The sequence below is a fragment of the Klebsiella oxytoca NBRC 105695 genome (assembly GCF_001598695.1).
GTDB classification, from domain to species: domain Bacteria; phylum Pseudomonadota; class Gammaproteobacteria; order Enterobacterales; family Enterobacteriaceae; genus Klebsiella; species Klebsiella oxytoca.
In genome coordinates, this window is record NZ_BCZK01000002.1 from 148546 (window position 1) to 161068 (window position 12523).

Here is a 12523-nt window from a genome sequence, read left to right on the forward strand (position 1 = left end):
ATGTTTCGCCAAAACGATCCTTATCAATCGTCGGCAAAACATCCCCACAGGTTACTGGCTGGCGGTCTCAATCCCGGTGCGGACGCCGCTTAATTCACTGACCAGCTCGTTGATCCCGTCGCTCATGTTGTTGAAACGCGTCAATGAAGAACGGGTGACCACCACGAAGGCGCCGACGTTGGCCTGCGGGTTCATCGCCATGTAGGTAATAAAGCCGCCGCCGCCGCCGGTCTTCTGAATAATGCCCGGCTGGCCGTTTTTCGGCTTCATGTAGACCCAGCCGAGGCCCAGCGCATCGGCTTTACCCGGCACGTCCATACCGATCACCTTCGTCAGCTGGCTGCGTTGATAAATCAGCGTTTGCATCCGGTCCGCCTGCTGCCCACGGGCGAAGAAATCGGAAGAGAGGAACTGCTGCATCCAGCGCATCATATCGCCCGGCGTGGAATAGACGCCGCCGCTGCCGATAGCCGCCAGCGTATTGTTGCACGGGCTGGCTCCTTTCTCGGGAATCATCAGGCGCCGGCACTGATCCGGCGAAGGCGTAAAGGTGGTGTCTTTCATCCCCAGCGGACGGGTGATCTGCTCTTCAAACAGCTGCGGATAAGGCTTGCCTGCAGCGGTAGAGAGCGCATCGGCGAGTAAATCGAATGCCAGATTGGAGTAGGCGGCCTGGGTGCCGGGAGCGGTTTTCAGCGTTGCGGTGGATAACCAGTTCCAGCGCTGCTGGCGAGTTGGCCAGACAAATACCGGCCGGTGCGCCGCGCCGCCGGGCTGCTCGCGCGGCAGGGCGCTGGTATGGGTCGCCAGATTCACCAGCGTGATAGGCGCCCCCTGGTAAGTCGGCACCCGCGCACCCGGCGGAGCATATTTGCTTAGCGGATCGTTGAGCTTAACCACGCCCTGATCGAGAAGTTTGACCAGCATTTCGCTGGTCATCAATTTGCTGATAGAGGCAATGCGGATCACCGAATCGAGCTGCGGGTGCTCATTATTGCCCGGGCGCGTCTCGCCGAAGCTGCGGAATACGCGCTGGTTTCCGTCGATAACCACCAGCGCCATACCGACTGCGCCGCTGCCGTAGTAGATATGGTTAGCGTAACGATCGACCACATCAGCGGCGAATTCCGGGTCGACGCTCGGCTGTGCGGCCTGGACCGATGTCAACGACGCCGCGCACAGCGCAGCAAAAATGAGCAGACTACGTTTCAACGGGAGCATCCATCATGATGAAGAAAAAAGATAGAGCGTATTTATACTACGAAGCGCCGCCGTGCAAAGCGCTAATAGCACGATTCTGTGCGGAAAAACGTAACCTGGCGTAAAAAATCCTTTTTTTGCTTTCGGATAGCGGCATTCACCTGCGGGCGCGTATGATGATCGTTTTGGCTAAAGAGGGGGGGCAAGAGAAGATGGCGGCGAAACGGGTAGTGATGGTAGTGGATATGCAAAACGGCGTTTTCGCGACGCCGCGAGTTGAGCGCGAGCGCTGCGCGGCGCAAATTAACCGCCTGATTAACGCTGCGGACACCGTAATTTTCATTCAGCACTGCGAAGCGGGCGGCCTCGAAGAGGGGAGCGAAGGTTTTGCTTTGCTCCCCGAGCTGATCCAACCCGCAGGCTCCCTGTATGTGACTAAGACCGCCTGCGACGCCTTTTACCGTACCCGTCTGGAAGAGGTGCTGCGCGAACATCACATCACGCAGTTTGTGATTTGCGGCTGCGCCACCGACTACTGCGTGGATACCACCATCAAAAACGGCGCCAGCCGGGGCTACGCGATTACTGTCGCGGAAGATGCCCACACTACCGCCAACCGTCCAGCGGCGCCGGCCGTCACGCTGATCGCCCACTACAACGATGTGTGGCGTTCACTGACCGTTCCCGGCAATCCTTTACAGGTGAAACCGACAGAAACAATTCTTAGCGGATGGCAGGCGAACTAAGCTGCTGATATCCGGTCTCATCATCCGCCCACTTTGCTTCGCTGCGACGGCTTTGCGGCGGGCGCTTTTGTGGTACACAGCACAGCAAAACGAAAAAGAAGTTAGCAGGAGAGCAAGATGTTTAAATCCTTTTTCCCCAAACCGGGGCCGTTTTTTATTTCTGCCTTTATCTGGTCGCTGCTGGCGGTGATCTTTTGGCAGGCGGGCGGCGGCGACTGGCTGCTGCGGGTCACCGGCGCATCGCAGGATGTGGCGATTAGCGCGGCGCGCTTCTGGTCCCTCAACTACCTGGTGTTCTACGCCTTCTACATATTCTGCGTGGGCGTTTTCGCCCTTTTCTGGTTTATTTACAGCCCGCACCGCTGGCAGTACTGGTCGATCCTCGGTACCTCGCTGATTATTTTCGTTACCTGGTTTCTGGTCGAGGTTGGGGTGGCCATTAACGCCTGGTATGCTCCGTTCTACGATCTTATCCAGGCCGCGCTGGCAACGCCGCATAAGGTCAGCATTAACCAGTTCTATCATGAAATTGGCATCTTCCTCGGCATTGCGCTAATCGCAGTGGTGATCGGCGTGATGAACAACTTCTTCGTCAGCCACTACGTCTTCCGCTGGCGTACCGCGATGAACGAACACTATATGGCGCACTGGCAGCATTTGCGCCATATCGAAGGCGCCGCGCAGCGCGTGCAGGAAGATACCATGCGCTTTGCTTCCACGCTGGAGAGCATGGGCGTCAGCTTCCTTAACGCGGTGATGACCCTTATCGCCTTCCTGCCGGTGCTGGTAACGCTCTCCGCGCACGTCCCGGATTTACCGATTGTCGGTCATCTGCCTTACGGCCTGGTGATTGCCGCCATCGTCTGGTCGTTAATGGGTACCGGCCTGCTGGCGGTCGTTGGGATCAAGCTGCCCGGCCTGGAGTTCAAAAACCAGCGCGTTGAGGCCGCCTATCGTAAAGAGCTGGTTTACGGCGAAGATGACGCTAACCGCGCGACGCCGCCGACGGTGCGTGAACTCTTTGGCGCCGTGCGCCGCAACTATTTCCGCCTCTATTTCCACTATATGTATTTCAATATCGCCCGTATTCTTTATCTGCAGGTGGATAACGTTTTCGGTTTGTTCCTGCTGTTTCCGTCGATTGTTGCCGGTACGATTACGCTGGGCCTGATGACTCAGATAACCAACGTCTTTGGCCAGGTTCGCGGTTCGTTCCAGTACCTGATCAGCTCATGGACTACACTGGTTGAGCTGATGTCTATCTACAAACGTCTGCGCAGCTTCGAGCGCGAGCTGGATGGCAAAGAGCTGCAGACCGTGACGCAAACATTAAGTTAATCAACGCAAGGATGAACCATGCCGGTAGCGCAATCCAGAATCACTTCTCTCACCCTGACGCTACTGGCAGGGATTGTCCTCAGCGCCTGCTCCAGCAAACCGGAGCCGGAGCTGAAAAAGGGCGAAAAGGCGATTGATGTCGCCGCGGTAGTGCGGCAGAAAATGCCCGCCAGCGTGAAGGATCGCGAAGCCTGGGCGCAGGCCATCGCCAAAACCTTTGCCAGTCAGAAGCTGGCGCCGACGGAAGAGAACGTCTGTTCGGTGCTGGCGGTGGCGCAGCAGGAATCCAACTATCAATCTGACCCGGCGGTGCCGGGGCTGAATAAAATCGCCTGGCAGGAGATAGACCGCCGGGCGGAAAAAATGCACATCCCGGTTTTTCTGGTACATACCGCGCTGAAAATCAAATCACCCAACGGCAAAAGCTATAGCGAACGTCTGGATAGCGTGAAAACCGAAAAGCAGCTGAGCGCGATTTTCGATGATTTTATCGGCATGGTGCCGATGGGACAGAAGCTGTTCGGCTCGTTGAACCCGGTACATACCGGCGGCCCGATGCAGGTCAGCATTGCTTTCGCCGAGCAGCACACCGACGGCTATCCGTGGAAAATCGACGGTACCGTGCGCCAGGAGGTGTTCAGCCTGCGCGGCGGTCTGTGGTTTGGCACCTATCATCTGCTGAACTATCCGGCGAACTACAGCGTACCGCTGTACCGTTTTGCTGATTTTAACGCCGGATGGTACGCCAGCCGCAATGCCGCCTTCCAGAATGCCGTCTCTAAAGCAACGGGCGTGAAGCTGGCGCTGGATGGCGACTTAATTCGCTACGACAGCGACGAGGCGGGAACCACCGAACTGGCGGTGCGCCGCTTATCCTCCCAGCTGGCGATGAGCGACGACGAGATCCATCGTCAGTTAAAGAAAGGCGACACGCTGGCGTTTGAAGAGAGCGATCTTTATAAACAGGTATTTCGCATCGCCGATAAGAAAGCCGGTAAAACGCTTCCGCGGGAAGTCCTGCCGGGTATACAGCTTGAGAGCCCCAAAATCACCCGTAATCTGACCACCGCCTGGTTTGCCAAACGCGTTGACGACCGACGGGCCAGCTGTATGGCGCGCCGCTAACGGCGGCTGCGCCAGCGAAAAATCAGCCCTGATATGCCAATTAACAGGCTGGCCGCCACGAAGGGAATCAGGCCAAACAGGGTGCCGACCAGCAGGCCAATTTCGACCCGGGGGCGGCTACTGTCCTGCATCTGAATCAAGTGCTCAAGAACGCCCGGCGCGTGGATTAGCATGCTCAGCATTTGCGCGCCGGCCCAGAAGCAAAACAGCACAAACAGAGCATAGGCGATGTTGCTGCTGGTAATAGCGCTCCTCTTTTTGCCGCCGTTGACGGTCTTTGCAAAGGTGAACTCAGCCATATTGACCTCCGGACTTCGCTTTCTTGCCGATTTTTTACTTCGGCTACATACGAGTCATTCTGGCAACCCCGGGGGGATTCCAGTATCAGATTGCTGGTAATTTCCGCCCAGGAATATTCCTGATTTCATCGGCTTGTGAGTTTGCTACAAATTTGTGAAATTTAGACCGCTATCGCAATGTGCGACAATTCTCCACGCGGCTGCAGACCGGCGGTGATGGCTATGCGAAGATGCTTTTTTTGTTGTCGGAGTGGTTATGAAACTCACTGAAAAAATCCGCCGCGACTGGCACTACTATGCGGTTGCCCTGGGGTTAATTTTTATTATGAATGGCGTAGTCGGGCTGTTGGGGTATGAAACCGAAGGCTGGCGTTCTTACGCGGTTGGGCTGGTGACGTGGGTGATTAGCTTCTGGATCGCCGGTTTTATTATTCGCCGCCGCCCGGCAGAGGAAGCGTAAGGCGGAGGCGGTGAACCCGTAGCCCGGGCAGGCGCTTGCGCCGCCCCCGGGGAGATAACCTGAAGCCGTGTTGGATGTGGTTTCCCGGAGGCGATGCTGCGCATCTGTCCGGGCTACCGGCCCGGTAAGGCACCAGCCGCCACCGGGCGATACCTTGATTAATTCATCGATGTTTTCAGCGCCCGATCGGCGGCGTGACGCTCCAGCGCCAGTTCAATCAGGCGGCTAATCAGGCTGGTGTAATCCAGGCCGCTGGCCTGCCATAGCTTCGGATACATGCTGATGTTGGTGAAACCCGGCAGCGTATTGATTTCGTTAATCACCACGTCGTTATCGGCGGTCAGGAACACATCGACGCGCGCCATGCCGCTGCAGCCGAGGGTCTGATAGGCACGAACGGCGATCTCGCGAATTTTATCGTTTACATCGCTGTCGATGGCCGCCGGAACCACCACTTTCGCGCCCTGATCGTCAATGTACTTGGTGTCATAGGCGTAGAATTCGCTGTTGAGGACGATTTCACCGCAGGTGCTGGCCTCGGGATTATCGTTGCCCAATACCGCGCACTCGATCTCACGCCCTTTAATCCCCTGTTCAACCACCACTTTATGGTCAAATTCGAAGGCCAGGGCGACGGCCTGCTGATACTGTTCTTCGCTGTTGACCTTGCTGACGCCCACCGAGGAGCCCTGGTTCGCCGGTTTAACAAACAGCGGCAGGCCCAGCTTCGCCTGCACCTCGGCAAAGCTTACCTGATTCCTGTTAGCGCGGGTCAGGGTAATAAAAGGGGCAATCGACAGCCCGGCATCGCGCAGCAGACGTTTGGTGACGTCTTTGTCCATGCAGGCGGCGGAGCCGAGGACGTCGGAGCCGACGAAGGGCAGGTTGGCCATCCGCAGCATGCCCTGCAGAGAACCATCTTCGCCAAGAGTGCCGTGAACGATCGGGAAGATGACGTCGATGGCCGCCAGCGGCTGGCCGCTATCGGCGTTAATCAGCTGCTGCGCCTCGCGTCCGGGAATCTGCGCCAGCGTAATATCGGACGGGCGCAGGGCAATATGGGCAGGATCCTGCGGATTGAGCAGATAGTTACTGGCGTCGTTAATATGCCATTGCCCCTGCTTATCAATCCCCAGCAAAACTACGTCGAAGCGCGTTTTATCGATCGCTTCCACGATATTTTTCGCTGACTGAAGCGACACTTCATGTTCTGCCGACTTACCGCCGAAAACGATCCCAACCCTCATCTTAGCCATTTCAACTTCCATCATGATTACATCAAAGGGCATAACATAGCATGTGAAAGAGCCCCCTGGCTGCCATAATATTCACCGGGTAAAGCATTGGGAGGCGGCGCGTGAAAGGAAAAGGTCTTATCGTTCTGTTGGCGCTGCTGGCGGCCGGATATTACGGCTATCGTTATCTTCCCGCACAGTACAATCCATTCGCGCCGCTGCGCCTGGAAGACCCCCCGGGACTCCTCAGCCACTATAAACTGCGGCGATTAACGCCCGCCGAGTGCGCTGGCCTGCTTGAGGAGGCCAACCGGCGGAAGCTCATTTCCAGCCAGCCGGTGGCCGATAGCGGAGGAGCGTGTCCTCTGCAGAATGTGGTTCGGGTGCGTGATTTTGGCACGGTGAAGCTCAGCAGCAGCTTTCTTGCCAGTTGTCCGCTGGCGTTGAGCAGCGCGCTATATCTGCAACAGCAGGCGAAACCGTTGACTCGCCGGATGCTGGGGCAAGAGCTCCGCCAGATTGACCATTTTGGCAGCTATGCCTGCCGTAATATTTACCATCGCCAGAACGCGCGGCGCAGTGAGCACGCTACCGCGGAGGCGCTGGATGTCAGCGGCTTTCGTCTGTCCGATGGCCGACGAGTCAGCGTGCTGAAAGGGTGGCCCGATGCGCAGTATCACCCCTGGCTGCAGGCGTTACTGGCCGGCGGTTGCCGCTATTACGGCAACGCTTTAGGGCCGGACTATAACGCGGCCCATGCCAACCATTTTCACTTCGGGATGCGCGGCCAGGGTTTCTGTTTCTAAGCATAACTCACTGTACACCACGATTTTCACCACGAAATCATTCACAACAGGGCTATATGGTGTCATAAAACACTAAACTCACCTCTGGCGCATCTCTGGTAGTACGGCGGATCGGGGAAATTGCTAAGCTAGGTAATAATTGCCAAAAAATTAATGAATACGCGTAGTTATGGAATCCTGGAAGGTTAATCTTATCTCCGTCTGGTTTGGCTGTTTTTTTACCGGACTGGCTATCAGCCAAATTCTCCCCTTTTTGCCGCTGTACGTTTCTCAACTCGGCGTAACCTCGCACGAAGCGTTATCCATGTGGTCTGGGCTGACCTTCAGCGTCACCTTTCTGGTGTCAGCGATCGTCTCGCCGATGTGGGGCAGCCTGGCCGACCGCAAAGGGCGCAAGCTAATGCTGCTGCGCGCCTCGCTGGGGATGGCCATCGCCATTTTACTCCAGGCCTTTGCCACCAACGTCTGGCAACTGTTTATCCTGCGTGCGGTGATGGGGCTGACCTCCGGCTATATTCCTAACGCCATGGCGCTGGTGGCGTCTCAGGTTCCGCGCGAGCGTAGCGGCTGGGCGCTGAGTACGCTTTCAACGGCGCAAATCAGCGGCGTGATCGGTGGGCCGCTGCTCGGCGGTTTCCTGGCTGACCATGTCGGTTTGCGCGCGGTCTTTATCATCACTGCTGTTTTACTGACCGTGAGTTTCCTGGTGACGCTGTTTCTGATCAAAGAGGGCGTCCGCCCGCAGATGAGTAAAGCGGAGCGGCTGAGCGGTAAGGCGGTGTTTGCCTCGCTGCCTTATCCGGGTCTGGTAATCAGCCTGTTTTTCACCACCCTGGTGATCCAACTGTGCAATGGTTCAATTGGCCCGATTCTGGCGCTCTTTATTAAGTCGATGGCGCCGGATAGCAATAACATCGCCTTTCTTGCCGGCATGATCGCCGCCGTACCGGGCGTGTCGGCGCTGATTTCGGCTCCCCGTCTGGGGAAACTGGGCGACAGGATCGGCACCTCGCGGATCCTGCTGGCGACGCTATGCTGCGCGGTGGTGATGTTCTTTGCCATGTCGTTCGTCACAACCCCATTCCAGCTTGGCGTGCTGCGTTTTCTGCTCGGTTTTGCCGATGGGGCAATGCTGCCGGCGGTGCAAACGCTTCTGCTGAAATACTGCAGCGACAGCGTGACCGGGCGGATTTTTGGTTATAACCAGTCGTTTATGTATCTTGGCAACGTGGCCGGTCCGTTAATCGGCGCATCGGTCTCGGCCATGGCCGGCTTCCGCTGGGTGTTTATCGCGACGGCGGTTATTGTCCTGATCAATATCTGGCAGCTGGCCATCATGCTGCGTCGCAGCCGTCGTACAACGGCTTAATCCCTTCTCTTCTCCTTCGCCGGTATTAACATCACAGCGTCAATGCCGGTCGCCGACCGCCTTCAGCTTCAAATGTATCACCGATCACAAAACGATCATTTTCCCCTCTCATCCTCTTCTATTATTAACTGTTACGCGTATACAGTTACGCGTAACAGTTATCTGAAAAAGAGGTTTTATGCGAAATTTATTCGATTTGACAGGGAAGCGCGCGCTGATCACCGGGTCTGCTCAGGGGATAGGCAATTTGCTGGCCGGCGGCCTTGCGGAGTATGGGGCAGAAATCATCATCAACGATCGGACTCAGGCCCGCGCGGACCAGGCGGCGCAGGCGCTGGTGGCGCAGGGCTTCCGCGCGGTAGGGTACGCATTTGATGTCACTCAGGCGACGCAGGTCGAGCAGGCGATAGCCCGCATCGAAGCGGAGGTCGGCGCCATTGATATTTTAATTAACAACGCCGGGATTCAACGACGTTTCCCTTTTACCGAGTTTCCGGAGGAGGAGTGGGATAACGTTATTGAGGTCAACCAGAAGGGCGTTTTCCTGGTTTCGCAGCAGGTGGCGAAATATATGATCGGCCGCCGCGCCGGGAAGATAATTAATATTTGCTCAATGCAGAGCGAGCTGGGGCGTAAAACCATTACGCCTTATGCGGCCTCGAAAGGGGCGGTTAAAATGCTGACCCGCGGCATGTGCGTTGAGCTGGCGGAATACAATATTCAGGTTAACGGTATCGCACCGGGATATTTTGCCACCGAGATGACCACCGCCCTGGTCAACGATGAGGCGTTTTCCGCCTGGCTGTATCAGCGCACCCCGGCGGCACGCTGGGGCAAACCGGAAGAACTGATTGGCGCCGCGGTGTATCTGGCTTCTTCAGCGGCAAACTTTGTTAACGGTCATTTGTTATTCGTGGATGGCGGGATGCTTGCCGCCGTCTGAATCACTTCACGTCCTTCGAACCGCATGCGCGCACGCACTGCCTGAAGGACGGATTATTAAACCCGTGTGATGGTATTCAACACCTGAGGATGGCTTATGCAAATGCTCGCGAAATTACCCGTGCGTCGCTGGTGGTATTTAATGCCGATTATATTTATTACCTATAGTCTGGCCTACCTTGACCGCGCAAATTATGGTTTTGCCGCTGCGGCGGGAATTGAAAGTGATTTAGGGATTACGAAAGGAACGGCATCGCTTATTGGCGCACTATTTTTTCTCGGCTATTTCTTTTTCCAGGTGCCCGGTGCGATATATGCGGTAAAACGCAGCGTGCGAAAAATGATTTTCTTCAGTCTTATTTTATGGGGATTTTGCGCGGCGGCGACCGGGTTCGTCAGCAATATTCCGATGCTGATGGCGATTCGCTTTACGCTGGGCGTGGTCGAGGCGGCGGTGATGCCGGCAATGCTGATTTATATCAGTAACTGGTTTACCAAAACCGAACGTTCACGCGCCAATACTTTCCTGATCCTCGGAAATCCGGTGACGGTGCTGTGGATGTCGATCGTTTCGGGCTACCTCATTCAGGCGTGGGGCTGGCGCGAGATGTTTATTATCGAAGGCATTCCGGCGGTGCTGTGGGCGGTATGCTGGTGGATTCTGGTGCGCGATAAACCGTCCGAGGTTTCCTGGCTGAATGAGCAGGAAAAAGAGACCCTGCAGAAGGTGATGGACAGCGAGCAGAGTCATATCAAGCCAGTGCGCAACTACGGTGAAGCGCTGCGCTCGCGCAATGTCATTATGCTCTGCGCGGTCCATGCGCTGTGGAGCATCGGTGTGTACGGCTTCATGATGTGGATGCCGTCAATTCTGAAAAACGCCGCGCAGATGGATATCGTGGCGGTGGGCTGGCTGGCGGCGGTGCCGTACCTGGCGGCAATCATCCTGATGCTGACGGTCTCCTGGCTGTCGGATAAGTTTCAGAATCGAAAGCTGTTTATTTGGCCATTATTACTGATTGCCGCTATCGCTTTCTTTGGTTCGTGGATGGTGGGCAACCAGGCGTTCTGGCTCTCTTACCTGCTGCTGGTGATTGCCGCGGCGTGCATGTACGCGCCCTATGGCCCGTTCTTCGCGCTCATTCCTGAACTGTTGCCGCGTAACGTCTCCGGGGTATCGATGGGCCTGATCAACAGCTTCGGCGCGCTCGGCGCTTTCCTTGGCGCGTGGCTGGTGGGGTATCTGAACGGTATTACCGGCGGACCGGGGGTATCCTATACCTTTATGGCTATCGCGCTGTTGTCCTCCGTCGTGCTGATGTACAACGTGCGCGCTAACCCACAACCCGCCACCTCCTCGGTGACGGCAAAAAAGGTCGCCGGTTAACATAAACCGCCGCTGCTGTGGTAAGGTTCTCTGCAAGGACATAAGTCGTTTGTCGTAGAGAACCTGATGAAAAACAACCGGATGACATTGCAGGATATCGCCAACCTGGCGGGGTTGAATAAAATGACGGTCAGTCGTTATTTACGCGACCCCGGTCAGGTTTCCCAGCGCAGCCGTGAGCTGATTTCGAAGGTCATGGAAGAGAACAACTATATTCCTAATCGGGCGCCGGAAATCCTGCTTAATGCCCGCAGCAAAACGATTGGCGTGCTCATTCCCTCTTTTCGCAATCAGATTTTTGCCGATGTGCTGGCCGGAATCGAATCCGTCACTTCCGCTCACCAGTACCAGACCCTGATTGCCAACTACGAATACGATCCGCAGCGTGAAGAGCGCGAGGTGCTTAACCTGCTCTCTTATAACATTGACGGGCTGATTTTGACCGGAAAACAGCATAGCGATCGCATGGTGCAATACGTCCGCGCCAGCGGTATTCCTGTTGCTGAACTGATGGATTTTGGCGGTCAGCAACTGGATATCCAGGTAGGTTTCGATAACGAAAAGGCGGCGTGGGACATGACGAACGCCTTTCTTGAGAGCGGTAAACGGGCGATCGCCTTTTTTGGTTCAATGGACGATCCCCGCGATTTAAGCCGCTTTCACGGAACCGAACTGGCGCTGGCGGCCCACGGTTTGAAGCCCTATCATATGGCGCCGCGCACCATCTCCTCGGTTGCGCTTGGCCGGCAGATGTTTCTGCAAATGCAGCAGGTGCGGCCGGATATCGATGCAATCTTTTGTACCAACGACGATCTGGCGGTAGGCGTGCTGCTGGAGTGCCAGGCTCAGGGAAAAACCGTCCCGCAGGAGATGGCGATTGCCGGTTTTCACGGGCTGGAAATTGGCCGCGCCCGGCTGCAAAAAATCGCCAGCGTCATTACCCCACGTTATGAAATCGGTAAAACTGCGAGCGAAATACTTATTGCACGTCTGGCCGGAAAAGACGCGCCGGACAGCGTTAATCTTGCCTACCAGATATATTATGGCGATACGTTATAGTTATCGATAGAATAGCGATATTCCATTTTATTCTTATTTGTTAAATTTGGTTATGTCGCTTATTAATCCGTCATTGAGTCATTTCCTGGATGGCGGGGTGTAAAGAGCAAAACGTTTCGCTTGTTATTCATGGATGAGCCGATTCATTTTAAAAAAATAATTGTGGCAACCGACGGCTAATGTATGACATAAATAGCAGACTACGGACCTCGCATAAGGATAAAGCGCTGTGAAGAATCTCATTGCTGAGCTACTGGTAAAACTCGCCCAAAAGGAAGAAGAATCGAAGGAACTGACGGCCCAGGTCGAGGCGCTGGAAGTGGTGGTCACTGCTCTGCTGCGCCATATGGCGCAGGACGCCCAGCAGGCGCTCATCAGCGATATCGAGCAGGCGATCGACGAGGCCAGCCCCGGCCCGCTGGTCGATGACCGCGATACCCAGCTACTGCAGCAATATATAAAAAAGCTGTTACGGCATCCTCGTAGTTAGTTTCGTGACAAGGTATGGATGCTGTCATTTTACTGTCACATCGCTTTTATACAGTCTCCCTCGTTTT

At 55.7% G+C, this 12523-nt stretch carries 13 protein-coding genes; 10 read left to right on the top strand and 3 right to left on the bottom strand.

The window, feature by feature from the left end; translation table 11 throughout:
• Positions 1–51: 51 nt before the first annotated feature.
• Positions 52–1212 carry a D-alanyl-D-alanine-carboxypeptidase/endopeptidase AmpH gene (ampH, locus tag KO1_RS04320; RefSeq protein ID WP_016808633.1) on the bottom strand — a complete coding sequence of 387 codons (1161 nt, stop codon included), beginning with the start codon at positions 1210–1212 and terminating at the stop codon, positions 52–54.
• A gap of 221 nt (positions 1213–1433) precedes the next feature.
• On the opposite strand from ampH, the gene KO1_RS04325 reads away from it, so the two are divergent.
• The 3 genes from KO1_RS04325 to KO1_RS04335 all read left to right on the top strand — a co-directional run bounded on the left by KO1_RS04325 (position 1434) and on the right by KO1_RS04335 (position 4409).
• Positions 1434–1946, top strand: a complete 513-nt coding sequence (locus KO1_RS04325) for an isochorismatase family protein (protein WP_162098351.1) — start codon at positions 1434–1436, stop codon at positions 1944–1946.
• 117 nt (positions 1947–2063) lie between these two features.
• Positions 2064–3284, top strand: coding sequence for a peptide antibiotic transporter SbmA (gene sbmA / locus KO1_RS04330; RefSeq protein WP_004099371.1), 1221 nt, complete (start codon positions 2064–2066; stop codon positions 3282–3284).
• A gap of 18 nt (positions 3285–3302) precedes the next feature.
• Entirely contained in the window at positions 3303–4409 is a 1107-nt protein-coding gene (locus tag KO1_RS04335) for a DUF1615 domain-containing protein (RefSeq protein ID WP_004099373.1), read from the top strand.
• On the opposite strand, the gene KO1_RS04340 is transcribed toward KO1_RS04335, so the two are convergent.
• Positions 4406–4708 carry a DUF2755 family protein gene (locus tag KO1_RS04340; protein ID WP_004099375.1) on the bottom strand — a complete coding sequence of 101 codons (303 nt, stop codon included), beginning with the start codon at positions 4706–4708 and terminating at the stop codon, positions 4406–4408. The genes KO1_RS04335 and KO1_RS04340 overlap by 4 nt on opposite strands.
• 256 nt (positions 4709–4964) lie before the next feature.
• Here KO1_RS04340 and KO1_RS04345 point away from each other — a divergent pair, with 256 nt between their 5' ends.
• A complete protein-coding gene (locus KO1_RS04345) occupies positions 4965–5168 on the top strand; it encodes a DUF2754 family protein (protein WP_004132489.1) in 204 nt (67 codons plus the stop codon).
• A 158-nt stretch (positions 5169–5326) separates the two neighbouring features.
• On the opposite strand, the gene ddlA is transcribed toward KO1_RS04345, so the two are convergent.
• Positions 5327–6424: a D-alanine--D-alanine ligase gene (ddlA, locus tag KO1_RS04350; protein ID WP_004110961.1), complete on the bottom strand. Its 1098-nt coding sequence runs from the start codon at positions 6422–6424 to the stop codon at positions 5327–5329.
• A 101-nt stretch (positions 6425–6525) separates the two neighbouring features.
• On the opposite strand from ddlA, the gene KO1_RS04355 reads away from it, so the two are divergent.
• The 6 genes from KO1_RS04355 (at position 6526) to iraP (ending at position 12456) form a co-directional block, all read left to right on the top strand.
• A complete protein-coding gene (locus KO1_RS04355) occupies positions 6526–7209 on the top strand; it encodes an extensin-like domain-containing protein (RefSeq protein WP_004099380.1) in 684 nt (227 codons plus the stop codon).
• A gap of 169 nt (positions 7210–7378) precedes the next feature.
• Positions 7379–8578: a multidrug efflux MFS transporter gene (locus tag KO1_RS04360; RefSeq protein WP_004099381.1), complete on the top strand. Its 1200-nt coding sequence runs from the start codon at positions 7379–7381 to the stop codon at positions 8576–8578.
• Between the two features lie 178 nt (positions 8579–8756).
• A complete protein-coding gene (idnO, locus tag KO1_RS04365) occupies positions 8757–9521 on the top strand; it encodes a gluconate 5-dehydrogenase (RefSeq protein WP_004099382.1) in 765 nt (254 codons plus the stop codon).
• Positions 9522–9617: 96 nt separating this feature from the next.
• Positions 9618–10907, top strand: coding sequence for an MFS transporter (locus tag KO1_RS04370; RefSeq protein ID WP_004110963.1), 1290 nt, complete (start codon positions 9618–9620; stop codon positions 10905–10907).
• Between the two features lie 66 nt (positions 10908–10973).
• Positions 10974–11966 (top strand): DNA-binding transcriptional regulator IdnR, encoded by a 993-nt coding sequence (idnR, locus tag KO1_RS04375; protein ID WP_004099384.1) that lies wholly within the window; start codon positions 10974–10976, stop codon positions 11964–11966.
• Between the two features lie 229 nt (positions 11967–12195).
• A complete protein-coding gene (gene iraP / locus KO1_RS04380) occupies positions 12196–12456 on the top strand; it encodes an anti-adapter protein IraP (RefSeq protein WP_004099385.1) in 261 nt (86 codons plus the stop codon).
• The last annotated feature ends 67 nt before the right edge of the window (positions 12457–12523 follow it).